Origin of the sequence: Corynebacterium sp. HMSC08A12 (assembly GCF_001807485.1) — a bacterium.
Lineage (GTDB): Bacteria > Actinomycetota > Actinomycetes > Mycobacteriales > Mycobacteriaceae > Corynebacterium > Corynebacterium evansiae.
This window is the reverse complement of record NZ_KV789180.1, coordinates 25,916-52,278: the sequence shown is the minus strand read 5'-3', so window position 1 is coordinate 52,278 and position 26,363 is coordinate 25,916. Positions and strand designations below refer to the sequence as shown.

Annotated in this window: 25 protein-coding genes; 15 read left to right on the top strand and 10 right to left on the bottom strand. The window is 63.0% G+C overall.

Going from position 1 to position 26,363, the window contains the following annotated elements; all coding sequences use genetic code 11:
- Positions 1–61: 61 nt before the first annotated feature.
- Complete coding sequence (locus HMPREF3166_RS06005) at positions 62–718, top strand: hypothetical protein (RefSeq protein ID WP_070488188.1); 657 nt, start codon at positions 62–64, stop codon at positions 716–718.
- Here HMPREF3166_RS06005 and HMPREF3166_RS06000 read toward each other — a convergent pair.
- The 5 genes from HMPREF3166_RS06000 to HMPREF3166_RS05980 all read right to left on the bottom strand — a co-directional run bounded on the left by HMPREF3166_RS06000 (position 711) and on the right by HMPREF3166_RS05980 (position 5,984).
- A complete protein-coding gene (locus HMPREF3166_RS06000; RefSeq protein WP_083293831.1) occupies positions 711–1,589 on the bottom strand; it encodes a patatin-like phospholipase family protein in 879 nt (292 codons plus the stop codon). The genes HMPREF3166_RS06005 and HMPREF3166_RS06000 overlap by 8 nt on opposite strands.
- A gap of 65 nt (positions 1,590–1,654) precedes the next feature.
- A complete protein-coding gene (locus tag HMPREF3166_RS05995) occupies positions 1,655–2,590 on the bottom strand; it encodes a DUF808 domain-containing protein (protein WP_070488186.1) in 936 nt (311 codons plus the stop codon).
- A gap of 15 nt (positions 2,591–2,605) precedes the next feature.
- Positions 2,606–3,331: an SDR family oxidoreductase gene (locus tag HMPREF3166_RS05990; RefSeq protein WP_070488184.1), complete on the bottom strand. Its 726-nt coding sequence runs from the start codon at positions 3,329–3,331 to the stop codon at positions 2,606–2,608.
- A gap of 88 nt (positions 3,332–3,419) precedes the next feature.
- Positions 3,420–5,225 (bottom strand): hypothetical protein, encoded by a 1,806-nt coding sequence (locus HMPREF3166_RS05985; protein WP_246816943.1) that lies wholly within the window; start codon positions 5,223–5,225, stop codon positions 3,420–3,422.
- 30 nt (positions 5,226–5,255) lie between these two features.
- A complete protein-coding gene (locus HMPREF3166_RS05980) occupies positions 5,256–5,984 on the bottom strand; it encodes a DUF4232 domain-containing protein (RefSeq protein ID WP_070488180.1) in 729 nt (242 codons plus the stop codon).
- A 222-nt stretch (positions 5,985–6,206) separates the two neighbouring features.
- On the opposite strand from HMPREF3166_RS05980, the gene HMPREF3166_RS05975 reads away from it, so the two are divergent.
- The gene (locus HMPREF3166_RS05975) at positions 6,207–7,376 is read left to right on the top strand and encodes an acyl-CoA dehydrogenase family protein (protein ID WP_035005567.1); all 1,170 of its coding nucleotides are present in this window, start codon (positions 6,207–6,209) and stop codon (positions 7,374–7,376) included.
- An 85-nt stretch (positions 7,377–7,461) separates the two neighbouring features.
- Complete coding sequence (locus tag HMPREF3166_RS05970) at positions 7,462–7,761, top strand: hypothetical protein (RefSeq protein ID WP_070488178.1); 300 nt, start codon at positions 7,462–7,464, stop codon at positions 7,759–7,761.
- An 85-nt stretch (positions 7,762–7,846) separates the two neighbouring features.
- Here HMPREF3166_RS05970 and HMPREF3166_RS05965 read toward each other — a convergent pair whose 3' ends face one another.
- From HMPREF3166_RS05965 to HMPREF3166_RS05955, 3 genes are all read right to left on the bottom strand, one after another.
- Positions 7,847–8,701: a DUF3800 domain-containing protein gene (locus HMPREF3166_RS05965; protein ID WP_070488177.1), complete on the bottom strand. Its 855-nt coding sequence runs from the start codon at positions 8,699–8,701 to the stop codon at positions 7,847–7,849.
- Positions 8,702–8,983: 282 nt separating this feature from the next.
- Positions 8,984–9,604 carry a DUF402 domain-containing protein gene (locus HMPREF3166_RS05960; RefSeq protein WP_035005570.1) on the bottom strand — a complete coding sequence of 207 codons (621 nt, stop codon included), beginning with the start codon at positions 9,602–9,604 and terminating at the stop codon, positions 8,984–8,986.
- 137 nt (positions 9,605–9,741) lie between these two features.
- Positions 9,742–10,428, bottom strand: a complete 687-nt coding sequence (locus HMPREF3166_RS05955) for an Rv1157c family protein (protein WP_035005571.1) — start codon at positions 10,426–10,428, stop codon at positions 9,742–9,744.
- A 299-nt stretch (positions 10,429–10,727) separates the two neighbouring features.
- Between HMPREF3166_RS05955 and typA the strand changes: the two genes are divergently transcribed.
- The 7 genes from typA (at position 10,728) to HMPREF3166_RS05920 (ending at position 18,552) form a co-directional block, all read left to right on the top strand.
- On the top strand, positions 10,728–12,644 hold the full coding sequence (gene typA, locus HMPREF3166_RS05950; protein ID WP_049050344.1) for a translational GTPase TypA: 1,917 nt from the start codon (positions 10,728–10,730) through the stop codon (positions 12,642–12,644).
- A gap of 83 nt (positions 12,645–12,727) precedes the next feature.
- Entirely contained in the window at positions 12,728–14,473 is a 1,746-nt protein-coding gene (locus tag HMPREF3166_RS05945) for an ABC transporter family substrate-binding protein (RefSeq protein WP_070488175.1), read from the top strand.
- A 3-nt stretch (positions 14,474–14,476) separates the two neighbouring features.
- Positions 14,477–15,472, top strand: a complete 996-nt coding sequence (gene mshB, locus HMPREF3166_RS05940) for an N-acetyl-1-D-myo-inositol-2-amino-2-deoxy-alpha-D-glucopyranoside deacetylase (RefSeq protein ID WP_070488173.1) — start codon at positions 14,477–14,479, stop codon at positions 15,470–15,472.
- Positions 15,473–15,529: 57 nt separating this feature from the next.
- Complete coding sequence (locus HMPREF3166_RS05935) at positions 15,530–15,979, top strand: hypothetical protein (RefSeq protein WP_237746326.1); 450 nt, start codon at positions 15,530–15,532, stop codon at positions 15,977–15,979.
- A gap of 69 nt (positions 15,980–16,048) precedes the next feature.
- Positions 16,049–16,366, top strand: a complete 318-nt coding sequence (gene fdxA, locus HMPREF3166_RS05930) for a ferredoxin (protein WP_011273859.1) — start codon at positions 16,049–16,051, stop codon at positions 16,364–16,366.
- Between the two features lie 92 nt (positions 16,367–16,458).
- A complete protein-coding gene (gene dapC, locus HMPREF3166_RS05925; protein ID WP_070488171.1) occupies positions 16,459–17,595 on the top strand; it encodes a succinyldiaminopimelate transaminase in 1,137 nt (378 codons plus the stop codon).
- A 78-nt stretch (positions 17,596–17,673) separates the two neighbouring features.
- Positions 17,674–18,552, top strand: coding sequence for a pseudouridine synthase (locus HMPREF3166_RS05920; protein WP_070488229.1), 879 nt, complete (start codon positions 17,674–17,676; stop codon positions 18,550–18,552).
- A gap of 23 nt (positions 18,553–18,575) precedes the next feature.
- On the opposite strand, the gene dapD is transcribed toward HMPREF3166_RS05920, so the two are convergent.
- Positions 18,576–19,598 (bottom strand): 2,3,4,5-tetrahydropyridine-2,6-dicarboxylate N-succinyltransferase, encoded by a 1,023-nt coding sequence (gene dapD / locus HMPREF3166_RS05915; protein WP_070488169.1) that lies wholly within the window; start codon positions 19,596–19,598, stop codon positions 18,576–18,578.
- A 29-nt stretch (positions 19,599–19,627) separates the two neighbouring features.
- Positions 19,628–21,097 (bottom strand): amino acid permease, encoded by a 1,470-nt coding sequence (locus tag HMPREF3166_RS05910; protein WP_070488168.1) that lies wholly within the window; start codon positions 21,095–21,097, stop codon positions 19,628–19,630.
- Between the two features lie 137 nt (positions 21,098–21,234).
- On the opposite strand from HMPREF3166_RS05910, the gene dapE reads away from it, so the two are divergent.
- From dapE to HMPREF3166_RS05885, 5 genes are all read left to right on the top strand, one after another.
- A complete protein-coding gene (gene dapE, locus HMPREF3166_RS05905; protein WP_070488166.1) occupies positions 21,235–22,389 on the top strand; it encodes a succinyl-diaminopimelate desuccinylase in 1,155 nt (384 codons plus the stop codon).
- A gap of 83 nt (positions 22,390–22,472) precedes the next feature.
- A complete protein-coding gene (locus tag HMPREF3166_RS05900) occupies positions 22,473–23,354 on the top strand; it encodes an LOG family protein (protein ID WP_070488164.1) in 882 nt (293 codons plus the stop codon).
- Positions 23,355–23,403: 49 nt separating this feature from the next.
- On the top strand, positions 23,404–23,814 hold the full coding sequence (locus tag HMPREF3166_RS05895; RefSeq protein ID WP_080722714.1) for a DivIVA domain-containing protein: 411 nt from the start codon (positions 23,404–23,406) through the stop codon (positions 23,812–23,814).
- Positions 23,815–23,817: 3 nt separating this feature from the next.
- On the top strand, positions 23,818–25,296 hold the full coding sequence (locus HMPREF3166_RS05890) for a leucyl aminopeptidase family protein (RefSeq protein ID WP_035005590.1): 1,479 nt from the start codon (positions 23,818–23,820) through the stop codon (positions 25,294–25,296).
- Between the two features lie 159 nt (positions 25,297–25,455).
- The gene (locus tag HMPREF3166_RS05885) at positions 25,456–26,331 is read left to right on the top strand and encodes a methyltransferase domain-containing protein (protein WP_070488162.1); all 876 of its coding nucleotides are present in this window, start codon (positions 25,456–25,458) and stop codon (positions 26,329–26,331) included.
- The last annotated feature ends 32 nt before the right edge of the window (positions 26,332–26,363 follow it).

Sequence of the window (26,363 nt, the reverse complement as noted above, 5' to 3'; positions counted from 1 at the left end):
ACCCAAGATTGTTCAGGAAGATCGTTCAGGTGCTGCGGGAACCTCCGAAAGGATTCACCGTATGCTGCACGCCGTGAGCTTTGCGTTGGCCGATTCCGTCAACGTGCTGCTCATCGGCGTGCTTTTCGCTGTCGCGGTGATGCACCCGAGGCCGCGCCGCTACGCGCCCATCGCTGCAGTACTGGTTGCGGGGGACTGGTTCGGAGTGTTCCTTCTGTCGCTGGCCGTGTTGTTGCTGTTCAACGGAATTTCGGACGCCGTGCAGACGGCCTTGGCCTCGCCGATTTTTGGTCTGGTCCTCATCGCGGTGGGTCTTCTAAGTGCCTTTTTGACGCTGCGAGGCGGCGATCCCACCCCGATGATCGATCGCCTGGCCCGCCCCCTCCGCCAAGCGTCGTGGGGGACGTTCCTCTCGGGCATGGCCCTGGGAATCGTCCAATCCGCGACGTCCGCGCCTTTCTTCGCCGGCTTGGCATATTTGAGCACAGTGGACATCAGCTCCGCCGCGAAGTACCTTGCGGTATTCCTCTACGCCACGCTCGCACTGAGCCTGCCGGCACTGTCTGGCCTGGCGTTGGGCCTTGTTCTGCGCAAGCCGGAAAGCGGGCTGGCCCGGTTCATTGATGGGCTGCGCCACAGGAAGGAACAGATGGTGGCGCTGGCGGGCTACGTGGTGGCGGCGATGCTCATCGTGCTGGGCCTGCTGAGCATCATTTAGCCTCGCCCAGAAACTCCATCCACGAGTCCCATTCGCGCTTGGTCTGCTCCAACCCGTCGCTCCAGGACTGCTTCAGGCGATCCAACCGGCGCTCGGTATTGCTGACGTTCATCTTCTCCGGGTAGAAGACCAATGCCTGGCCCTTGGCCTCTAGTTCCGCAATCTTGTCAGAGGCCAGATTGTACTTCGGTGGCCGGTCGATCATTGCCTGAGCTACAGCGGGGCGTGAGCGCAGTAGCGTCTTAACAAGCTGCGGACTGCGCAGTGCGGGGCGGACGTAGCCCTTGGGTTTAGTGCGCAGCACGAGGAACTTCTCAAAGCCATCCTCGATGGCGGCATCGATCAGCAGCCCACCGGAATCTCCGAGGGCGCCATCGACATAGTCCACCCCGTCGATGGTTGGTACGGGCATGATGCCCGGCAGGGTGGAGCTGGCGCGGACCTTGCGCATGAGGTCCGGAAGATCATTGATGTCCTCACGACGCCAATAGACGGACTCGCCGTTGTCCGCACGGGTCGCGCCGATGCATATCTGGGAGTTCGAACTCTGGAAGGTTTCCCAGTCGAAGGGCAGATCGTTGCCGGGCGCACCAGCGGTCTCGTAGATGTACTCGGCGTTGAAGTAGCCGGTGCCCCGGAGCAGGGATTTGAAGCCGCCGGTTTTCGGGTGACCACCGAATTCCACGAAGGACTCGCGGGCGCGCTTCCTGTCGCCGGAAAGGAAGTTCACGGTGTGGGAAGCGCCGGCGCTGATGCCGCCGACCCAGCCGAACTCGATATTGTGCTCCAGCAGCTGGTCGATGCAGGCGGCGGTGTAGCTGTTGCGCATGCCACCGCCCTCGAGCACGAGGGCTACGTCCTTCGCAGACAAGAGGTGAGCCTCCTTAGAGTTCTAGCGGGTCTGTCCTATGTTCATTTGTAGCGCACCTGCAGCGCCTAGCGGGCACGCAGTTTCTTTACACCACCGACGATAACGGCGATGACCGCTCCAACTAGTAGGCCGAACAGCAAGCTGAAACCGGTCTCCACCAGCCAGGTTACCGCGCCCCCGAGGTGCTCAAAGTTCTCCACCACGTGGTGCACCGCCTGGTACGGCCAGTGCAGTCCCAACTCGTCGAAGCCAACCAGCAGGATATGTCCACCGACCCACAGCATGGCCAGGGTGCCGATGATGCCGATGGCGGTCAGCAGCTTCGGCATGCCCTTTACCAGGAACAGGCCGAACTTCTTCATCCCCTCGCTGGCTCCCTGCTTGTGGGCGATAGCCAGGCCAATGTCGTCGATCTTGATCAGTACGCCCACCACGCCGTAGACGGCGAAAGTGACTATGAGGCCGACCAGAATCAGCACCAGTGCGCGGGTCAAAAGTGGCTGGTCGGCAACCTCGTTCAGGGAAATCACCATGATCTCCGCAGATAGGATCAGGTCGGTGAGGATCGCTCCGCGCACCAGTGCGCTCTCGGACTGATCTTTCTCCTCATCGCCATCGTCTGATTCGCCCTCGCCGTGACCACCAAGGCCGACCTTCTCTAGGACCTTCTCGGCGCCCTCGTAGGAAAGGTAGAAGCCACCGAGCATCAGCAGGGGAGTCAGTGCGCCGGGCAGCAGCCAACTCAGCAGCAGAATGATCGGCAGGATAATGATCAGTTTGTTGACGAGGCTGCCCTTGGTGATCTTCCAAATGATCGGCAGCTCGCGCGCGGGGGATACCCCAGCGACGAACTTCGGGGTGACGGCGGCGTCATCAATAACAACCCCAGCCGCCTTCGTCGAGGTACGTCCGGCGATGGCAGCGACGTCATCTGTCGTGGCCGCGGCCTTCTTGGCGATAAGTGCAATGTCGTCTAGTAGTGCCGCAAGGCCAGCTGCCATGAAATTCTCTTTCTCTTAGACCGATCGGTTCTCGGCGTGTGCGTCGAGGGCCTCGGTGATGGGGGTGTCGCCCTTGTTGAACTCGATGAAGTGGCCGACCAGGTTCGGGCGATCCACAACCTCGGCGATGACGGAGGCCACGTCGGCGCGGGAGACCTGGCTGGCCTGCAGCGCGTCGTCGCCGTTGGCGGTGCCATCAGCCTTCGGGGAGCGTGTTTCGATCTTAGCGGTCGGTTCGTCCATCGTCAGCGCGGACGGGCCGACGATCGTCCACTGGGTCGAAGAAGCACGCAGGTGGTCGTCCGCGGCGGCCTTCGCCTCGCAATAGGTGAACATCGAGTGATCCTCCGGCACGCCGTGATCGGCGCGGGAGTTGAAGTAGCTGACCATGACGAAGCGCTTGGTTCCGGCACCGTCGATGGAGCGGATCGCCGCATCGCGGTCCACACGGAGAGTGCGCTCATCGTCGCCGCCGCCTACACCCGCGGACCAGATGATCACGTCCTGATCGGCGAAAAGCTTCTCGAAGCCAGCCACATCCAGCTGTTCGATGTCCTGCGCCACGGCCTTCGCACCGGTGGCCTCCACCTCCGCCACGTGATCGGGGTTGCGCACCACGGAAGTGACGGTGTGGCCGGCCTCTACGAGCTGCGGAGCCGCTAGAAGGGCCACCTTGCCGTGGCCTCCGAGGATCATGACGTTCTGTGCGTTCTCTGCGCGCTGAGGTGTCTGAGTCGACATCTTGTCAGTGCCTCCTTGGCGTGGGTTTGGTTTGTTCCTAGCCACCCTCAACGGTACGGAAAGGCGCACTATTCCAGCTATCCCAGCCCTAGCTCGCCTTCGCCACCAGCGGGCCGATGCCACCCGCCCCGATGCATACGGATTCGTCAGATCCGCCGAAATCCGCCTCCGCCCGCACTAACAGGATTCCGCCGCCGCCGGACACCCGCACCCAGCGGGGCTTTAGCTCCGTACCAACGCGCACATCCACGGCGCGACTCTTGGTCTCCTTGGCATCCTCCAACCCGTTGGGCGTGGTAATGGTCAGCGTCATATCCGTGCTTGCCGTCGCGTTCAGCTGCCACGTCCAATCCCCGAACGGCAGGGCGTTATCCAGCAGGATGGCCTGGGAGCGCCCCGTGGCGATGCGCACCCCGCACTCGGGTTCTTTACCTGCGGTGCTTGTTGCGGACGCCACCACTTCCGCATCCACAATCTTCCCCGACTCGTCGATGATCCGTGGCGGCTCGTCTACCTGCGTTACCGCGGGCTGACCCGTCAGCGTGGAGACGCGGTCGTACGGGTGCACCACCGGGGTGAGGATGTCCAGCGGAACCGGCTGATCCAACAGCTGCGGCGGTTGCCCAGATCCGTCCAACCCCGTGGAGGCGCGCAGATTGGCCAGGTAGTCGGCGGTCCGGTCGTTGCTCCACGTGCCCACCCAGGTGTAGGTAGAGGCGATGCTGATGGCCACAGCACCGAGAATCGCCCCCACCCCAACCCAGCGGGAGCGCGCGGCCGCGAAGCTGGGGGTGGGGCGGTTGGCGACGTGGGGGCGTCCATAAGAAAGGGCGCAACAACCTACCACCAGTACGGCGAAAGTAAACCAGTCCGCGAAGTAATGCATAGAGGCCAACAGCAGACCAGAGGTGCCGGTGCTGTTACGGGCGCGGCCAAGCAACGCGTAGATGGCGGCTAGATAGCCGAGCACCAGGAACAAACCGAGAAGACGGTGGCGAGTATCGCGGCGCAGCCAGAAAGCGGCGAGGACGAGCAGCAGGATCGCACTGGCGACGCTCCACCACGTTGGAGCGGTGGCGAAGGCGCTGGAGGGCGACCAGCGATCCCACGACAACGGGCCACCCAGCGCACCGGGGATCACGGTGGTGAAGAGGCTATTGGGCAGTGCCGACCATAGCGACTGGCTATTCGCCTCCTCGCGCGGCAGAGGTGAGAGGGTGAGGAAGATCAGCGACCAGACGACGAAGAGCGCGCCTGGCGCAGCGAAGAAGCGGGCGATGTCGCGCCGGGTCATGCCTCCCAGCACAGCGAGGGCGAGGGCGGCCGGGACGATCGTCAGGGCTTTTTCAGTGAAAAGCAGGGCAAAAAGCAGAAACCCGGTGGCGAATAAGGAGTAGCGGGGGAGTGCTCGGTGCGCGGCGAGCAGACACACCATGAATCCCGCCATGCCGATCTGCCAGGCCAAGGCGTTGATGCCTGCGGACCACCAACCGGCGGCGTCCATAAGGAAAGGGCTAAAAAGAAGTGCTGTGTAAAGTCCCAAAGTGGTGAGGCTGCGGCCGGTGAGTTGCACGCATACCTTCGACCAGAGTGCTGCGGCGAGGGTGCTGAGCAGCATCAACACGGTGGCGGGGAGCCACCAACTGAGCGGAGCAATTCGATGGGCCAGCACCTGCACGAGTGCGGAGGCGGGCATGAGGTGCCCGTCGTAGCTGGCGAAATAGTCGCCGAGGGAACCGCCGCTGAAGGTAGCGGGGATGAGGAAATCGTCCCAGTAGAACGTGCGCTGGCTGAGCTGGAGGCCACGGACGACGAGGGAGAGCAGAGCCACCGCACCCAGCCATGCGGTGAACCGACGGGGTGCGGCGCGGGAAGAGCTGTGGGGGGAAGGCACGGTGGGGCAGGCGTGGGCTTGTGGGCGGCGCTACTCGCCGTCTTGGTCGCCTTGGCCGGTACCGGCCTGGCCGCTTTGATCGCCCATGCTGACGGGCTGGACCGACAGGTACTCGACCTCCCCGGAACAACCCTCCAGGTTCTTCATCGGCACATAGGCGGCCTTGGTCTGCTCCGGTGGGTAGACGCGCAGGCCGTCAGCATCCTGGGGCTTGCACTCCTGCGGATCCAGGGCGCCGACCTGAGTGATCTTCACGGGCGCGATGGCCGATGCGCCGGGGTCGAGTTTTACGTCCTTGCTGGGCACGTCCTTCTCCCGCTGCGCGGGCTTGCCCAGCTGGGTGCCGTTGTGGTTTGCGACCATGGATACGCCGGGGAAGCCACGCATCGAGCACGGCTCGGAGGAAGTGTTCTTAAAAACGACGTTGACCAGCGTGGAGCCGGCTGCGCCCTGCGAGTCGGCGGTGGTGATCTCTAGATCATTGGTGGCACACATGCCGCCCTTGCCTACGGAGCCGTCTTCGGCCTTGCTGTTGGCTGCACCGGTGCTGGCAGTGCTGTGATCCGTGAGGGACTGGGCAGAGCTTTCGTCTGCGGATTCCTGAGTAGACGCTGCGTTGGAGGGGGTGGTCTCCTCGTCGTCGCAGGCGGTCAGGGTGAGTGAACCACCGGCGAGTAGCAGGGCGGCCGCACCCGCGGCCAGGGCGGAGCGGGGAGCGCGGGATCGGGAGGTAACCGGACGACGGCGAAGGCTCTTCATGGATAACACTGTAAACACAAGGTGTGTATGTGGCCAATGAGATTGGCGTTTTGTTACCGAATGGTGAGCGGAAAGTGATGTAGCCGTATCCGGGGAGGACAGCGCTGAAGGTAAAGTTCTTTATGTAAATATCGCTTTCAAATCACCGAATCGCCGAAGCGCATTACACTCGGTGGGAAAGAACGTTCTCAACTTCACTGCTAGAGAGGCGAAGAATTAACCATGGGCTTCAACCCTGATTTCGAACCATTCCGTCTGCCCGACGAGTACCTCGCACTGCGCGAGGCCATCCGCGACCTGGCCGAGCAGCAGATCGCTCCCCACGCCAAGGACGTTGACGAAGAGGAGCGCTTCCCGCAAGAGGCTCTGGATGCTCTGAACGCTGCGGGCTTCAACGCCATCCACGTTCCGGAGGAGTACGGCGGCCAGGGTGGCGACTCCCTCGCAGCGGTTATCGTCATCGAAGAGGTTGCCCGCGTTTGTGGTTCTTCCTCCCTCATCCCGGCTGTGAACAAGCTGGGCACCATGGGCCTGATCCTGCAGGGCTCTGAGGAGCTGAAGAAGGAAGTGCTGCCGGACATTGCTAACGGTGCGATGGCCTCTTACGCGCTCACGGAGCGCGAGGCTGGTTCTGACGCCGGCGCAATGAAGACCCGCGCTGTCCGCGACGGCGACGAGTGGGTTATTAACGGCTCCAAGTGCTTCATCACCAACGGTGGTAAGTCCACCTGGTACACCGTGATGGCCGTGACCGATCCGGAGGCTGGCGCACGCGGCATCTCTGCGTTCATGGTGAACAAGGACGACCCGGGCTTCAGCGTTTCCGGTTACGAGCACAAGCTGGGCATCAAGGGTTCCCCGACGGCTGAGCTGCTGTTCGAGGACTGCCGCGTTCCGGCTTCCCGCATGATCGGCGAGGAAGGCACCGGCTTCAAGACTGCTCTGCAGACCCTGGATCACACCCGCCCGACCATCGGCGCGCAGGCTCTGGGCATCGCCCAGGGTGCGTTCGACCAGGCTGTTGCGTATGTGAAGGAGCGCAAGCAGTTCGGCAAGGCGATCGCCGACTTCCAGAACACCCAGTTCATGCTGGCCGATATGAAGATGAAGATCGACGCCGCCCGCCTGATGATCTACACCGCGGCCTCCAACGCGGAGCGTGGCGTGGCTGAGGATGGAGCCAAGCTGGGCCTGATGGCTGCAGGCTCCAAGGCCTTCGCTTCTGACATCGCTATGGAAGTCACGGTGGACGCCGTCCAGCTGCTCGGTGGCTACGGCTTCACCCGCGACTTCCCGCTGGAGCGCATGATGCGCGATGCGAAGATTACCCAGATCTACGAGGGCACCAACCAGATTTGCCGTATGGTGATGGGCCGCCAGATCCTGGCGTAACGGCCCGCAGCCCGTTCCCAGGGGGGGAGGGCTTCCGCAAAGTAGCTACAGCGACAAAGAGTCCGAGCAGGATTGGAGATAGACGATGGGGTTTGGGGTATTTGAAGATCCTGCTCGGGATATCTACGAAGAGTTCCTCTCTCGCTACGAACAGCAGTATTACGCAGCAGGCTTAGATGATGCTTTTGATGCAGATCTAGGCGGCGAATGTGAGTATGCGTTGATGGATGCGGTGTTATTCAACGACGGCACGGAGGTCGTCATCGCGGATGACATGCTCGACAAGATACTAAGTCTGTATTCCCCCGAAAGCTACTTCGGCAAGGTGCTACGCGAAGACCTAAAGAAATACCGGCCTGATTATGTAGAACGGCCTGTGCAGTAACACGGCCTGTCAGTTCGGTAGTCCGCCCAACCAGACGGTGATCTGAACTGAGTCGTTGTAATACCTGGCTCGAGTTCCAGGAGAACTAAACGCCATGCCGGACGGCTTTTGCACCCCGCGTGGATGTATGAGAAAAGCACTTTCTCTTACTTCCGAGATGGTTGGAGTACATGTCCTTGCCATCGCCATTGGCTCTGATCTTGGCGTGCTTGCTGGAAATGTGAGATAGGCGGTTTCCGAAGTATGTCACCGCCCACTCGAACTCATCAAAATCGGGGTCGTATTTGTAAGCAGCAATTCTTCCCAGAAGCGCGCACAGCCAGTCTGCGCACTGCACAGTTTGATAGAGGTGACTTTCCACCTCGAGAGGCGGTTCGAGGAGCTTTTCCGCGCTCTCATTGGTGAACATGAAAGCAGCGCTAGACGCGAAAATCTCTGCACGCTCTCTGGGGCCCTGTTTATCGAAAATCAGGAGGTAATTCTCATCGCTTGGGAGGCTCCAGCCAATACGCTGGATCAGCTGTTTCATAGCATGGTCGTACCGATCCTTTTCATTCTCTCCAGTATCTTCGTTTGTTCCTCGAGGTTTCTCCTGTCCGTAGAAGACAACTTGGGCGTCTAGCTTGTCGAGGATGTTGAGAAGTCGGTTAATAAGGCGGCGCAGTTCAGAGTATTTCTGGGCGTTGCGGGTGGTGAGTAGTGCTGCACCCTTCTTCTCCCAATGCTCTACCTTCTTGCCTTTAGCCCTAACTTTGGCTTCTATTTCCTCTCTGAGCCCCGTTTCTTTTAGGTGTTTGAAAGAGCCGGAGAGTCGTCGGACATTCTGAGCGGGGATTATGAATCCACCGATGCCGAAAACTGGGTGGGTCTTAAAACGTGCATCGTATCGATTGATGTATGCGCCGTTGTGCCCAAATTCGTCGAAGTATCCGATGTGCATTGATTCCCCCTAATATGCACGAAAGCCCGTGTGGTGTTCACACGAGCCTCGGAAGTGGAGCACCTAGGTGCGTCCTCTACCGAGTCTAGTGTGGCTAGCTATCTGTGGTCAATATGCAGTGCGGGTTATGGCGTATTCAAATCGCCATTCGTCCGGGGCTGTGTAAGAGCTTCGCAGAGCTTTAGTTTCAGGGTTGCCTGAACATAACGATTATGTCCTCCGCACCCGACAGAAGGAGTAAAGGTGTTCGATTTCGGGCTGATGGCATGGCTGTCGAGGGCGCTAGTAACCCAAACGCACGCCCTGGGTGGCCAGCCAATCGGCCACGCTGCCGTGCTCGTGCAGCCCATCCAGCAGTCGCTGCGTGGAATCCAGCGCTCTGCGGGCTTCGTCGGCGGTGATGTAACCCGCCAGGAGTGCTTCGCCCAACTCGTCCAGGTCCAGTACCTGGACTTTCGTCTTTGAAGATGTGCCCGGGACGTAGCTAGAGCTCGACTGAGATTGTTCTGGGGAGGGAGCCTCCGGGAGGTGCGTCACCACATCCACGTAAATGTCGCGGGTGCGCCAGGTTGGTGGGGTGGTGGCGTCATCAATCTCGATAAAGGCTATGTCTATATAGAGATCCTGCGTGGGCTCGATACCGTCGAAGAAGTGGAACTTATTGAGGCGAATGTCCAGGTGGGGGACTAGCCAGGATTCGAGGTAGTGAAAACGCGGGTGGCCGGGAGTGGGGCGGCGCATGTAAAGCACTGGGTTGGGGTGGGCAGTGCCAGACTGCACAGTGGCGGGCTGGTTGGGGGACAGTTCGTAAGCGTCGACGGCGCGCTCGAAGCCCTTCGGGTCGATATTGATCGCGCGGGAGAGGTCGAAGGTCTCTTGTTTTACTTTGTGCAGGTCAGCCATGGCTTTGTGTGCTTGTGGTGAGTAGTGCGGGCGGGGCCAGAAGGGGATGTGTGGGTAAAGGCCGAAGGTATGAAAAAGGCCGCGCAGGAAAGCGCGGCCGTGGGGTCTGAAACCCAGGGGTATCTAGGCGAAAGCTACTAGACCTGCAGCAGTGCCGCGGTCGGCAGGAAGTTGCAGTTGGAGTTGCCGGACTCCTTCTCGTGAGTGGTTACGCCACCCTCGAGCAGGGCGATGACGGTGCCCTTGCCAGTCTTGGCAACACCGTTAACCGTGGCCGGCCCCTTCGGGTTGATGCCGGTGTAGCCCAGCGGGGTGCGGCCCATCTTGCCAGTGTTGATGTTGATCCAGTGGACGTTCATCGCGGTGGTCTGCTTCTTAGCTACCGTGCCGGTGCCCATTGCGGTGAAGACGAAGTTGACCTCGCCAGCGCCGATACCTGGCAGCGGGAGCTTTGCCGGGCCGGGCACGCCCATCGCGGTACCGACAGCCTTGTTCTTGCCGCCGATGCACTGGCCGGAAACGGTCGGCCAGCCGAACTGGGTGAACGCCGGGGCGTTCTCCGGAACGTCAACGCCCGGCTTGCCATCGCCACGGAAGAAGCCGACCAGCTTCTTCAGGGAAGCCTTCACATTTGGCGGCAGCTGCGGGTTGTTGGCGAAAGCCTCGATCTGATCCAGGACATGCGGCGCGGGGCGGCCCAGGTGATCGATGGAGCCCTGTACCTGGGCGCCGGCGGTAGTAGGAGCCACCACGGTCGGGACTGCCAGTGCGCAGGCAGTGGTCAGTGCAGCGGCGGCACGGGTCAAGCGTCGAGAGAAAGCCACGGTGAACCTTTCGGGTTTTTATTCAGTCATCTCAAATGCGTTTAAACAGAAGATGGGAACAACATTAGTCACATCTGTCACATTTGTCACGCTAGTAACGTTCGCTGGGAACCTTTTGTAAACAATAACACCTGTCTGCAAGCTTTTCTCAAGGTTTTGGGAAAAACTTCTTCGCGCCCTATGCGTTATTGTGGAGGACTAAAGGAGTAGGCTGTGAAAGGTTCCCCTGAAGTGCCTACGCTGCACAACTAGCTTGAACTCAAGACTCTAAACCCCCAAGTAAAGGAAAGTTCGGATCTGTGTCTTTGACTGAATTCCGCAATGTCGCCATCGTCGCGCACGTCGATCACGGCAAGACCACTCTCGTCGACGCCATGCTGCACCAGTCCGGCGCCTTCTCTTCGCACGGCGAAGTGGAAGAGCGCGTGATGGACTCTGGCGACCTGGAACGGGAAAAGGGCATCACGATCCTGGCGAAGAACACCGCCATCCACCGCAAGGGTCTGGGTAAAGAGGGCAGCGACCTGATCATTAACGTGATCGATACGCCCGGCCACGCCGACTTCGGCGGTGAGGTCGAGCGCGCCCTGTCCATGGTGGACGGTGTGGTTCTTCTTGTTGACGCCTCTGAGGGGCCACTGCCACAGACCCGTTTTGTGCTGGGCAAGGCTCTGGCTGCCAAGATGCCGGTGATCATTTGCGTGAACAAGACCGACCGCCCGGATGCCCGCATCGACGAGGTCGTCGAAGAGTCCCAGGACCTGCTGTTGGAGCTGGCCTCCACCCTGGAGGACGACGAGGCTGCAAAGGCCGCCGAGCAGCTGCTGGATCTTCCTGTGCTGTACACCTCCGGCCGCGAGGGCAAGGCCTCCACCGAGAACCCGGGTAACGGTAACGTTCCGGACTCCGAGGACCTGCAGCCGCTGTTCGACGTGCTCTACGACGTCCTGCCGGAGCCTTCCGCAGACGTGGACGGCCCGCTGCAGGCGCACGTCACCAACCTGGACTCCTCCTCCTTCCTGGGTCGCATTGGCCTGGTGCGCATCCACGCCGGCCGACTGCGTAAGGGCCAGCAGGTCGCCTGGATCCACTACGACGAGGACGGTAAGGAGCACGTCAAGACCGCCAAGGTGGCCGAGCTACTACGCACCGAGGGCGTGACCCGCGTGCCGGCCGAGGAAATGATCGCCGGCGACATCGCCGCTATCTCCGGCATCGAGGACATCATGATTGGCGATACCCTGGCCGATCCCGAGAACCCGGTTGCCCTGCCGCGCATTACCGTCGACGAGCCCGCGATCTCCATGACCATCGGCGTGAACACCTCTCCGATGGCAGGCCGTGGCGGCGGCGACAAGCTGACCGCCCGTATGGTCAAGGCTCGCCTGGATCAGGAGCTGATCGGTAACGTCTCCCTGCGCGTGCTGCCCACCGAACGTCCGGATGCCTGGGAGGTTCAGGGCCGTGGCGAGATGGCTCTCTCCGTTCTGGTGGAAACCATGCGCCGTGAAGGTTTCGAGCTGACCGTCGGTAAGCCGCAGGTGGTTACCCGCACCATCGACGGTACGGTTCACGAGCCCTACGAAAACCTGGTCATCGACGTCCCGGAGGAGCACCTCGGCGCCGTCACCCAGCTGCTGGCCGCCCGCAAGGGTCGCATGGAGTCCATGGACAACACCGGCACCGGCTGGATCCGCATGAAGTTCATCGTTCCGGCTCGTGGCCTGATCGGCTTCCGCACCGTGTTCATGACCGAAACCCGCGGCACCGGCATCGCCAACAGCTACTCCGCTGGCTACGAGCCGTGGGCGGGCGAGATCAAGGGCCGCGCCTCCGGCTCCCTGGTTGCCGACCGCTCCGGCCAGATCACCGCCTACGCGCTGATCCAGCTGGCAGACCGCGGCACCTTCTTCGTCGAGCCGGGCGCAGAGGCTTACGAGGGCATGGTCGTCGGCGCGAACAACCGCGACGAAGACATGGACATCAACATCACCAAGGAAAAGAAGCTGACCAACATGCGTTCCGCAACCGCGGACGCGACGGTGACCTTGGCCAAGGCCCGCACCCTGACCCTGGAAGAGGCCATGGAGTTCTGTGGCTTCGACGAGTGCGTTGAGGTAACTCCGGAGGTCATCCGCGTGCGCAAGGTGACCCTGAACGCCACCGATCGCGCCCGTGCCCGTTCCCGCGAGAAGCAGCGCAATAACAACTCCTAAAGTTGCCCTTGTTCTCGCTCTTTCCACTGTCTAGCTCGTCGGCGCGCCGTTCCTCTGGCGCACGCCGTCGCGGTTTTTGGGGTGTGACGCCCACCGCCGCGACCGCCCTGACGTCGGCGACACTCGCCTTAACGTTGGCCGCCTGCCAGGCGAATCCGGGCGAGGCTCCGACGGTGGAAGACCCCTCCGCCTCCACCCAAACTCAGCAGCCGCAGCCGGTTGATGAGAGTCTGCGGGAGATCGCGGTGGGCGTGGATCGCTTCACCGGCAACCTCAACCCGCACCTGGTGGGTAACCGCAACCCGGTGGTGGCGGCGGTTGCCGACTTGACCCTGCCGAGCGTCTACACAGATGGCTCGATGGGGGAGAACCTCAACGATGATCTGATCAGCGAGGTCAAGCCAAACGACCGGGAGAATCCGACGGAAGTGGTCTATACCCTGCAGCCAGAGGCGCAGTGGTCCGACGGCACGCCCATCACCATCTCCGACTTCCAATACCTGCATAAAGCGATTGTGGACGAGCCCCTCGCGGAGGCGAAGGGGCTGTACCGCCACATCACCTCCATCGAGCCGGAGAAGAAGGAAAAGAGCTTCAAGGTCACCTTCGATAAGCCTCTGAGTTCCTGGAAGCGACTGTTCACCCACCTTTTGCCCAGCCACATTTACCGCGCGGAGGGGCGCAGCTTCAGCACGATGATGGACGGAGGCTCCGTCGCTTCTGCAGGGCAGTACTCCGTGAAGTCCGTGGACGAGGGGCGCGGCCTGCTGGAACTGCAGCGCAACGACCGCTACTGGGGTTCGAAGGCGGCCAAGACAGACATCATCCGCTTCACCGCCGTGCCGAATGAATCTACCGGCGCGCAGATGATGCGCACTGAGCAGATCCAGATGTACATGACGCACCGTTCGGCCACCACCGACCTGGCTCTTAACCAGCTGCCCTACACGCAGATGCGCAACACCGCTCGGGGGGTGCAGCTGAACCTGCAGCTCAACCAGGCCAGCCCGATTTTCGCTGACCAGCAAACCCGCCGCCGGGTACTGGGCGCAATCAACGCGGAGAGGATCGCACGGATCGTCTCCCAGGATCCGGAGGTAGAGGCCCCGCGCTGGAACGTGACCCCGAAGACCGCCGCGGAGATGCCGCGTGGCCTGCAGTCCGACCAGCGCCCCGACGGCATCGTCATCGGCGCAGTCACTGACGATCAGGTGGCGGTGGATGCCGCCCGCTCCGTCGTGGATCAATTGCTGCACGCAGGAATTCCCGCCACCGTGCGCACTGGTAACGCGGGGGAAATCCTCGGCTCGGCTGTGGAGCAGGGAGACGTCGATGGCGTGGTGACGTGGCAGCGCAGCCCGCAGGTCACCTTCGACTATGTGGAACAGTACGGTTGCACCACCGCTCCCGTAGGGGAAGACTCCGCGAAGCCGTCTGGCGACGCAGATTCGAAGGACCCGGCTGAGGGGAGCGACAGCGGGGAAGAAGGGGCGTCACTCCCCAACATCCCCAAGGGCGGCAACCTCAGCGGCACCTGCGACCGTGACCTGGAAGAACGCTTGAACAAGCTCAGCGAAGGGCGCGCCGAGCTCAACGACGAGCGCGAGAAGCTGGACGAGCGGATCGCGGAGATCTCCACGGTGCTGCCCATCCTGTCCGACCGTTTCACCGTGGTGACGTCGGACAGACTCAACGGACCGACCCCGGGGCTGGAAGACTGGCCGCTGGACAACAGCAGCTCGGTACTGATCTCGGCGCCACGGTGGACCCTGAGCCCCATCGAGGAAAACAAACGCAACGCCGCAGAAAATGCCCTCAAGGAGGATTAACCCGTGACCAGCACCCCCGCCGAAACGCAGAGGATCACCGTAATGGCGGTGCATGCGCACCCGGACGACGAAACCCTGTGGACGGGGCTGGCGCTGGCTAAGGCGCGGCGGTTGGGCCACGACGTTTCTGTGGTCACCTGCACCCTCGGCGAGGAGGGCGAGGTGATCGGGGAGAAGTACCAAGCTCTTGTGGACGCCCAGCAGTACGAGCACGGCACGGGAATGCTCGGTGGTTACCGCATCGCGGAGCTGCAGCGTGCGCTCGGCGCGTTGGGGGTGCAGCACGGGCCGAACCTTCTGGGTGGCTGCGGTGCCTGGCGGGATTCGGGCATGGAAGGCAGCGAGTCCATCCGCCACCCGCGGGCTTTTGCGCACGAGGGGGAGGCTGCGCAAGATTTGCTGGAGCTGCAGGTCGAGCAGCTGATTGAGCAGATTCAGCGCGTCCGGCCGGAGGTGATTCTGACGTACGCCGCCGACGGCGGCTACGGGCACCCGGACCACAAGCAGGTGCACCGCATTGTGCACGAGGCCGTGCGGCAGCTGAGCGGCGCGGGTGCGGAAGGTGCTGGCGCAGACGTCTTCGTTCCCAGCCAGGTGCTGTGGTGCGTGACGGAGGAAGAGAAGTTCGCCGAGGGCATGCAGGGCCTCGAGGAGGATCCGGCGGCCGTGCCCGAAGGCTGGACCTTGCCTGCCGCAGGGGAGATCGCGACCGTGCCGTCTGCGGAGGTGGACCTGGTTATCCACGGCACCGCCGAGGACGTGGCGGCCAAGCAGGCCGCTATGCGCGCTCACGCCACCCAGATTTGGGTGGCTGATGGCACGGCCTCGGACGTCAATGACCAGGTGCGGGACTCTAACCCGCCGGCATCCACAGCAACCACTCTGTTCTGTCTGTCGAACCTCATTCCCCAGCCGCTGCTGGACAGCGAAAGCTATCGTCTGGGCTGGACGGCCCCCGGCGTGCCCGAGGATTTCTTCGCCCGCGCGCTGGGGACTTAAGCCCTAAACCGCGTTGCCTTGGAGGTCCGGCGGGGTAGGGCACTAGGATGGATCGACGTGAACGCGAAGAAGGACGAGCCCAACTGGGGACACCCCACCAAGAGCCAGGCACGCCAGGATACAACGCGCGCTGAGCGCATTTCCGGCATCGTTTGGCTCTCTATCGGCGCGCTGTTCGGGCTGTTCATCAGCGTTTTATACATTGGCTCGCGCATCACGGTGGGGGACACACTGGTGCCGCTGCCGTGGACCATCCTGTTTGCGTTCTTCTTCAACCGCGCGGTGACGAAAACCGCGCTTCTGTGGACCGATAACAAGCTGGTTGCGGGCATTCCCGCGCTCGTGTGGCTGGCCGGTTATCTGCTGGCGGTGATGTGGCCGGAGCTGCCTTTCGGCGAGGCGACGCTAATGCCGCAGACCGTGTGGTCTATGCTGCTGTTTGTGGTCGGTATGGCAGCGGCCGCGTGGCCGCTTCGCCCTCAGTTTTCACTGGAACCGCTGAAGTGACAGAATAGAAGCTCGAAGAGAGCTCTGTGGAGTATGACGAACTTTCCAGAAAGGGTAGGTATTTAGACGATGACCTACACGATTGCGCAGCCCTGTGTAGACGTATTGGACCGCGCTTGCGTAGAAGAGTGCCCCGTTGACTGCATCTACGAGGGCAAGCGCATGCTGTACATCCACCCGGACGAGTGCGTAGACTGTGGCGCCTGCGAGCCGGTCTGCCCGGTTGAGGCCATCTTCTACGAGGATGACGTGCCGGACGAGTGGGAAGAGTACAACGACGCGAACGCCGCCTTCTTCGACGATCTGGGTTCCCCGGGCGGCGCCGCCAAGCTGGGGCCGCAGGACTTCGACGCGGAGCTTATCGCCAACCTGCCGCCGCAGGCTTAGGTTTTATTCGCCTATCTGCTTTTTCTTTATTGACGCCCACACTTGCACCGGTTAGCGCCGGGCGCACTAAGCAGGCGGTATAAAGTACAAGCATGACCTTCAAGCGCACCAAAGTAGCCGACCGACTGCCCGACTTCCCGTGGGACTCGCTTGCCGAAGCTAAGGCCAAGGCGACCAGCCACCCAGATGGGATCGTGGATTTGTCGGTCGGCACTCCTGTAGATCCGGTCTCCCCGGCCATTCAGCTGGCGCTGACGGAATCCGCCGCGGAGCCGGGGTACCCGCAGACGAAGGGCACCCCGGAGCTGCGGGAAGCCATCGTGGGGGCGATGGAGCGGCGCTTCCAGGTGCGGGGCTTAGATGCCGATACCCAGGTACTGCCGGTGATCGGCACCAAGGAGGCCATCGCCTGGATGCCCACTCTGTTGGGAATCGGCGCGGGCCACACGGTAGTGATCCCGGAGTTGGCCTACCCGACCTACGAGGTCTCTGCCCGCCTGGCCGGGGCTGACGTGCTACGCAGCGATTCGCTGCTGAAGCTGGGGCCGCAGACTCCGGCGCTGATCTACCTGAACTCCCCGGCGAACCCGCACGGCCAGGTGCTGGGCGTGGATCACCTGCGCAAGTTCGTGGAGTTCGCCCGGGAACGTGGCACGATCATTGTCTCCGACGAGTGCTACCTGGGCCTGGGGTGGGGCGAGGAGCGCCCCGTCTCGATCCTCGATCCGGAGGTGTGCGGGGGAGACTTCACCAACCTAATTGCGGTGCACTCGCTGTCGAAGACCTCCAACCTGGCGTCTTATCGCGCTGGCTGGCTGGCCGGCGACGGCGAGCTGATCCAGGAGCTGCTGGGCATCCGCCGCCACGCGGGTCTAATGAACCCCGGACCCATTCAGTCCGCGATGGTGGCCGCCCTGGTGGAGGATGGTCACGAGATTCTGCAGAAGCAGCTGTACTGCCACCGCCGCGACCTGCTGAAGGCAGCCCTGTTGCAGGCTGGCTTCGACATCGAATACTCCGACGGTGGCCTGTACCTGTGGGCCACGCAGGGCCGCGACGGTCGCGAAACTGTCGCCGAGCTGGCCGATAAGGGCATCCTCGTTGCCCCGGGCGATTTCTACGGCCCGAAGGGCAAGAACTTCGTTCGCGTGGGTCTCACCGCCACCGACGAGCGGATCGAGGCCGCTGTCCGTCGCCTGACCGGCGAAGATCCCGCAGCCGCCCAGTAGCGGGAGCTCTGAGCCCTCATCCCGGCCTTGCAACGCTGGCGCCCGCCGCCACGCCATGGCGTATCCGCTGTGAAAGCCATGCTGAGCGGCCGCGTTCCCGACGATGGCCGCACCTACCTGGCGGCCGCTGCGGGCGATTCGCCCTACGAACCCGGCACGCTGCTGGCCCCGGGGCTCGTTCTTTCGGGTCGGACGCCCACATGGGTCTATCCCGACTTCCCAGAAGAACCCGCAGAGCTGTTGGCGGCGGACATTCCTGTGCTGTACTCCGGCCCGGATGCCGTGGTAGTGGACAAACCCCATGGTTTGCCGTCCACTCCAAATGGCAAGCTGCTGCGCGCAACCGCACAGTCCCTGATGCGCGTACGGCTGCAGGAACCCGAGCTGGTGGCAGCCCACCGGCTGGATCGGGACACCCGCGGCCTGCTGGTGCTCGCGCGCAACCCGGCCACCCGTGGGTTCCTGCAGACCCAATTCCAGCGCCGGGAGGTCTCTAAGACCTACCAGGCGCTGGCCGCGGACATTCCGGAGATTGGGCCGCAGTGGCGGGAGGTGCAGCTGCCGATGCTGAAGATCAAGGACGACCCGCAGGTGAAGGTGGTGGACGGGGAGCAGGCACGGCTGACCATCACGCGCATTCGGAAGCTCGCCAGCAGTGCCTGTGTAGAAGCCATATCTGCGGATGCTACCCATGCGGGCACTCCCACCGCCGTGTATGAGCTACAGCCCCGGACCGGGTACACGCACCAGCTGCGGGTACTGATGAATCACCTGGGCGCTCCCATCTACGGCGATGACACGTACCCGGAGTACCGTCCCGGGGCGGGCGCGTTGCGCTTGCGCGCCGTCGCTATTGAGTTGGCGCTGGAGGCGTCAATAAGAAACAGGCAGCGCATCGAAATCGAGCGCTGCCTGGAAGACCCGTGGGCACAGTGGGGAGCTGACGCACCTAGTTAGTGCACGGGCTAGGGGTGCGGAACTTAGTTGGCGTGCAGGGCCTCGTTGAGCTCGACGGCGGAGGCGTTTGCGACGGCCTCGACCGCGCCGGAGACGGAGTTACGGCGGAACAGGATGCCGCTGGCGCCGGAGAGCTCGGAGGCCTTGACAAATTCGCCTGCCTGCTTGCCCAGTCGCTTGGCCACCTCGTCGGTCAGGGTGATCTTGGTGCCAAAGGTGATGTACAGACCGGCCTCGACTGTGACGTCGTCGCCCAGGGAAATGCCCACGCCGGAGTTCGCGCCCAGCAGGCAACGCTCGCCGATGGAGATGACCTCCTTGCCACCGCCGGACAGAGTGCCCATGACGGAAGCGCCGCCGCCGATATCGGAGCCGTCGCCCACGACCACGCCACCAGAGATGCGACCCTCGACCATGGAGGAGCCCAGCGTGCCCGCGTTGAAGTTGATGAAGCCCTCGTGCATAACAGTTGTGCCCTCGGCCAGGTGGGCGCCCAGGCGCACGCGGTCTGCATCGCCGATACGCACGCCAGTGGGAACCACGTAATCCACCATGCGCGGGAACTTATCCACGCTGTAAACCGTCACCGGGCCGCGCTCGGTCTGCAGGCGGGCGCGGACAGACTCGAAACCGGGGACGGCGCACGGGCCGTGGTTCGTCCACACAACGTTGCTAAGCAGACCGAACAGGCCATCCAAGTTGCAGCCATGGGGCTGGATCTTGCGGCCGGAGATCAGGTGCAGGCGCAGGTAGGCGTCGTACGCATCGGCGGGCGGAGCATCCAGGTCGGCAATGGTAGTGGTCACTGCTACGCGGCGGGTGCCGCGGACCTCGTCTGTGCCGACGAGGTTGGCCAGGGGACGGAAGGAATCAGGGGCGGAGGTGCTGGCGTCAGTAAGATCGAGCACCTGCGTGCCCGCCTCAGCGGCACCAGCATCAGTGGCACCAGCAGCGGCCGAGCTGAGATCGAACTCGAAGAACCAGGTGTCCAGCACCTCGCCGGAATCGGTCAGAGTGGCAAATCCATTTCCATAAGCAGAAGTCATGGTTGCCGATCCTACATATGAGTTTGTACCTATGTGGTGGAGTCGCTGTCTGCAGCGGTGGTCGTGTTAGTGGCCGTAGTAGTGGACGCAGCGGTGCCAGCACTGTCTTCGGCCTCCTGCGGTCCCTGCGTCTTCTGCAGCGCCAGGCCGATCAGGCTCAGGACAACAAAGGCGACGGCGACGGTGATGACCTGCAAACGGGCGCCCTCGTCGAAGAGCATCAGAACCATCAGGGCGATGAGTGCTAGGAACGTCAGCCAGGGCAGCACAGGGTAGCCCCACATGCGTACGGAGAGGCTGCCGTCGCGCTCGAAGGTCGGGCGCAGCTTGATCTCCGACAAGACGATAACCATCCAGATGACCAGCAGCGTGCCGCCGACGGCGTTGAACAGGATCTTGATCAGGTCCTCTGGGCCCCACACCTGCAGCGCAACGGAGACGAAAGCGAAGAACAGGGAGCACCACACGGCGCGGTAAGGCACCTTCTGGGCGTTGGTCTTGCGGAACCAGCGCGGCGCGTTGCGTTCCTGGGAGAAGCTGTACATCAGGCGGCTGGTGGCATAAATCTGCGCGTTGAAGGCCGACAGCAAAGCCAGGACGATCACGACCTCCATGATCTCCACGATGCCCGGGATCTGGGCGAAGGCCAGGATGCGGGTGAACGGAGACTCTTCGGCGGACTCGGCCTCACCCAAGGTGTCGAAAGGCAGCAGGGCGGTGATCAGGAAGACACTGCCCAGGTAGAAAATGGAGATACGCCAGATGACGGCGCGCACGGCGGCGGCGATGGAGTTCGCCGGATCCTTCGACTCCGCGGCGGCGATGGTCACGATCTCGATGCCACCGAAGGCGAAGGCCACAGCCAGCAGGCCTACCGCCATGCCGGAGATGCCGTTGGGGGCGAAGTCAGAGAAGTTGCTCAGGCCAGGGGAGTCGTAGCTGGGGAACAACCCCAGCAGCAGACCCGTGCCGATAACCAGGAAGATGATGATAACCGCGACCTTGATGAAGGCGAACCAGTACTCGAACTCGCCGAAGCCGCGCACACCCGCCAGGTTCACGATGGTGAACAACACCACGCACACCAGGCCGGGGATCCACCCGTCCACGCCGAACCACGCGCCCATAATCGCGCCCGCGCCGGTAATCTCGGCGCCCATCACCATGATCAGCATGAACCAGTACAGCCAGCCCAGGGCGAAGCCATTCCAGCGGCCGAAGGCCATCTGGCCGTAGGTGGCGAAGGTGCCCGAGGCCGGGCGGGCGGCGGCGAGCTCGCCCAGCATCTGCATCACGGCGATAACCACGATGCCGGCGACGATATAGGAAAGCAGCACCGCCGGGCCTGCGGCCTGGATGCCCACGCCGGTGCCGAGGAACAGCCCGGCGCCCACAGCCGAGCCCAAGCCCATCATGGTCAGGTGGCGGGTCTCTAGGCTGTGACCCAGCTGGTTAGAGGTGCCTTCCGCGGCACCTGAATCGGAGTTTCGAGTCTTCATACCAGAATTAGAACACAACCGTTCTTGTTAAAGGCCAGCATGGGTACTTTTAGCCCCTGTGGCGGGTAGTTTTTCACCCTGCAGAACACCCGCCTGCCCCCGACGGCGGGCTGCCAGCTGGTCTAGGATCGCAAGCAATGAATACTGCAGAACCTTCAGAATCTTCCAAAACTTCAGCGCCTTCCATCGACTTGGTCGCCGGGGCGGTCCCTCTGACCCGCCAGCTCGTTGACATCTACAGCGAGTCGCACCACGAGCAGGAGATCGCCGACGCTGTCGAACCCGCCCTGCGGGCCATCGAGAACGTAGAGGTCACGCGCCGGGGAAATACCCTGGTCGCGCGCACCCATCGCGGCCTTGGGGATCGGGTGATTCTGGCGGGCCACCTGGATACCGTGCCGCCGGCGGATAACCTGCCCTCGCGCCTGGGGCCGGATCCGGAGACGGGGGAGCAGACCATCTTCGGCCTCGGCTCCGTGGACATGAAGTCGGGCGCCGCCTGCTACGCGCATGCCTTCGCCACTCTGGCGAACTCCCCGGAGCTGGCCTGCGAACTGACGCTGGTGCTCTACGAGGGGGAAGAGGTGGCCACCAAGTACAACGGCCTGAACCACCTGGTGCAGTCCGACCCCGACCTGTTAGCGGGCGATCTGGCGTTGCTGGGCGAGCCGTCCGGGGCGATGATCGAGGCTGGCTGCCAGGGAACCATCCGCGTGAAGGTCACCGCCCTGGGAGCTCGCGCGCACTCCGCTCGCAGCTGGCTCGGCCACAACGCGCTCCACGATCTGGCCCGTGTGCTGGTGCGCGTGGCGGATTATGAGCCGCAGGACGTGGAGATCGACGGCCTGACCTACAAGGAGGGCCTCAACGCGGTCGTTGCCGAATCCGGCGTGGCCACCAACACCATTCCCGATGAGGCCTGGGCTTTCATCAACTTCCGCTACGCGCCCAACCGCAGCGTGGACGAGGCTCTGGCGCACCTGTACGAGGTGCTGCAGGTGGGCACGCCCGATAGCCCCGCCGAGGGTTTCTCTGTCTTTCTTGATGACGCCGCAGCCGCAGCCGCCCCAGGCTTGAACCAACCCTTCGCGGCGAAATTGGTGGAAGCCACCGGTGGGCGGGTGCGGCCGAAATATGGCTGGACCGACGTGGCCCGTTTCACCGAGCTGGGCATCCCCGCCGTGAACTTCGGCCCCGGCGACCCGGGGCTGTGTCACACGAAGGACGAGCGCTGCCCGGTGGCGCAGATCGAAGAGGTTAGCCGCCAGTTGATCCAGTTCCTCTCCCGCTAACGAGCGCCACGAGCCTGCAACCAGTAGCGTGAGAAGCACAAAGAAGTATAAAGATCGACCAGACATTTAAGGCACACGAACGCATGACTACCAGCGAAAACAACCGAGAATTCCGACTCCGCGGACCGATGCTGCTGCGCGGCAAGAGGCACAGCCAGAAGCAGAAGTCCACCACGGACCAGCGACTGCTGGGGGAGCAGGCCAGCATTGACTGGCTGCACACCGATCCGTGGCGCGTGATGCGCATCCAGTCCGAATTCGTTGACGGTTTCGGTGCGCTGGCGAAGATCCCGAAGGCGATAACTGTGTTCGGCTCCGCGCGCGTCAAGCCGGGCCACGCATACTACGAAAAGGGCCGGGAGCTAGGACGGCTGATCAACGAGGCCGGCTACGCGACGATCACCGGCGGCGGGCCGGGCCTGATGGAAGCCCCGAACCGCGGCGCGCAGGAATCCGGCGGCATGTCCATCGGCCTGGGTATCGAGCTCCCCATGGAACAGGGTATGAACCAGTGGGTGGACCTGGGGCTAAACTTCCGCTACTTCTTCGTGCGCAAGACCATGTTCCTGAAGTACTCGCAGGCATTCATCTGCCTGCCCGGCGGCTACGGCACCCTGGACGAGCTGTTCGAGGCACTGGTGATGGTGCAGACGGAGAAGATCCGCAAATTCCCGATAGTTCTGATCGGCAAGGAGTTCTGGGGCGGGCTAGTCGACTGGATCCACGATCGACTGGTCGAGGAGGGCATGATCTCCCCAGAGGACGTGGACCTGTTCCACGTCACCGATGATCCGGCCGAGGCCGTGCAGATCTGCGTGGACGCACACGATAACCACGTGCGGAAGTTGAAGATCCGCCAGGAGGAACTGGCTCTGGAGCAAGAGCGGATCGACGCAGAGCTGGAGCGTTTCGGTGACGAGGCGGAGCTGGCCGAGGGGTCGAAGGGGAAGCCGGGAACCAAGTAAGCCCCTACAAGCCGCCGAAACGAGCCTCTGAGGCGGTAGATTAATAGGTATGTTTTGGTTGTTGTCTCTCGTCGGAGCGTTCCTCGTCGGCGCGCTCCTGGTTTATCTACTCGGTACTGTGTTCGGCCGCGGTGAGGCGCTGCCGCCCGTGACCGCGGGGAACGCAAAGCTACAGCACTGGGAGAACCTGGAGAACGGCCCGCTGACCGCCGAGGGGATCCGGGATGCCGGATTCTCGCTGGAGATTCGCGGCTACAACCAGGCTGAAGTGGACTTCTACATCGACCGGCTCGCCGGACGCATCAAGGAGCTGGAGCAGCAGGTCGGCGGCGCGGCCCACGCCCCGGAGAACCATGCCCCGGAGAACCACGCTGCAGAAGATAGCGCTGCAGACACAAGCATTGCCGAAGAATACATCGCCGAAGAATACATCGCAGAACCCCGTGAACAGGAGCGTTAAGCAATGGCACCGATCCCAAGCATTCCCCAGAAAGTGACCCGTGTGACGATCGGCCCGCGCGCGGAGGGCTCCGAGATCATCGAAACCCAGGTGAAGGTCGCACCTGGCGCGAACGCGCCGGGCGAGGTCGAGCTGGATGCCTCAGGCCAGTTTGTGGCCTGGGTGCCCACCGAGCCGAGCCGCCCGCTGGACCTCAGCGATGGCCGGGAGTTCCTGGAAGACGGCTGGCGGGGCGCCGGTGCCCGGCTGGTGCGCCGCATCGGCAAGGTCGTCGACGGCCACCCCGTGCGCGCGAAGAAGCACATTGTGCAGGTGCACCTGCCGGAGGAGTTCACCCCCGCCAACGTCCGCTCCCTGGTCATCGGCCTGATCGTCGGCAACCACAGCTTCGTCACCACCAATAAGCGCAAGCCCGCCCGCGTGCGCGATGTCCACATCGTGCTGCCGGAAGGCTACGAGTTCAACGGCTTCGACACCGCCGACTACGTCGCTGCGGTGAAGGAGGGCAAGGCCTTGGGCAAGGCGACCTGCCTGTCCCGCGATCTGGCGAATGCACCTGCCAACGTGAAGTCCCCGGAGTGGCTGGCCACCCAGGCAAAGAAGGCCGTGGAGGACCTGGACGGTGTGAAGGTGCGCCTGCGCGACGCGGGCTGGCTCAAGGACAAGGGCTTCGGTGGCATTTTGGCCGTCGGCGGGGGATCCTCCCGCCCGCCGATGCTGATCGAGCTGGTGTGGGATCCGCAGAAGGTGGATCAGCGCCGCCGCCGTCGCACCGCCGTGCTGGTGGGCAAGGGCGTGACCTTCGATACGGGCGGTATCAGTGTGAAGCCGGCCGCTGGCATGGACACGATGCGTACCGACATGACCGGTGGGGCCAGCGTCATCGCCGCCTTCCGTGCCCTGGCCGAGCAGCAGGTTCCCCGCAAGGTCGTGGCGCTGATCCCGACGGCGGAGAACATGATCGATGGAAAGTCCTACCGCCCCGGCGACGTGGTGGAGCACTATGGCGGCCTGACCTCCGAGGTGACGAACACCGATGCCGAAGGCCGCATGATCCTGGCCGATGCGGTCAGCTACGGAGCCAAGAAGTACAAGCCCGCCGCCGTGGTGACCGTAGCGACGCTGACAGGGGCGGCCAAGGTGGCGCTGGGACTGCGAACGGGCGCTGTGTTCTCCGATAACTGGGGTGCGGGCGTCAAGCTCGCCCGTCGCGGCGCCATCGTGGGAGAGCGCTGGTGGCCGATGCCGATGCAGGAGTACCTGGAGGAAAACGTGACCTCCAAGATCGCCGACGTGCGCCAGACCCCGAAGGGGCCGGGCGCGACCACCGCCGCGATGTTCCTGCGCCGCTTCACTCGTGGCGTGCCGCTGATCCACCTGGACATCGCCGGCCCGGGCCGCGCGGAATCCACCTACGACGAAGTCACTCCGGTGGGCACAGGCTTCGGCGCGCGCACGCTGGTGCAGTGGTTGATGCATTAGCCGGTTAAGGCGCTAGTTCCAGTGGCGCCCCAGACTGTCCGCGGGTATGCACCAGCCCGATATACATTTCGGGCGGTGGACAGTTTACGATGGGGTGGTCGTTTGTTCGCTCCCGCCTAGTGGGAGCCTCGTTAAAAATTTTCAGGAAGGAATCTGTTCGTGCTTGCAGATGTCATTGACCTCCTTGCCGACCCCGTAGATGGTTCGCGCTTGAGCGCCGGTGATGACGAGTGGCGCACTCTGGTTTCCGAATCCGGCCACAGCTATGACGTCGCGCGACAGGGGTATGTGACTCTCGCGGGTGGTTCCGGCCTGCGTTATTCGGGCGACGATGCGTCGATGATTGACGCTCGCGAGACCTTCCTGTCCGGCGGACACTTCGCCCCCTTCGTGGAGGCCGTGACCGCCAACGTTGAGAATGTGCTGGACGACGGGAACGTCGCCGCTGAGCACGCCCCGTCCATCGTGGAGATCGGCGCTGGTACGGGCTACTACCTGGCGCACACCCTCGACACGATCGAGCGCTCTCGCGGCGTAGGTATCGACGTTTCTACTGCGGCGGCGAAGCGCCTGGCCACTTCGCACTCTCGGGTCGGGGCCGTTGTGGCCGACGCCTGGTCGCGCCTACCGATTCTTTCGGAAAGTGTTGACGCCATCATGGTTGTCTTCGCACCGCGTAATGCGGCAGAGTTTGCCCGCATCCTTACGCCGGAGGGACAGGTGGTTGTCCTGACCGCGGAGGTCGGCCACCTGGGTGAGCTGCGTGAGCCGCTGGGCATTCTGGATGTGGAGGAAGGCAAGGTGGAGCGGATGATCAACCAGGCTTCCGGCCACCTGGTGCCGGTGGGGGAGCCGGAGCACATCGAGTTCCCGATGCAGCTGGATCAGGCTTCCATTGCCGCGCAGATCGGCATGAGCCCCTCTGCACGCCACATCCACCCGGATGTCCTGCAGGAGCGCATCGCCGCGCTGCCGGAGACCATGGAGGTCACGGCCCGCGCAGCCATCACGCGCCTGGCGAAGGCTAACCGCTAGTGCCGCGGTAGCACTGAGCTAGCCTCGCGCTG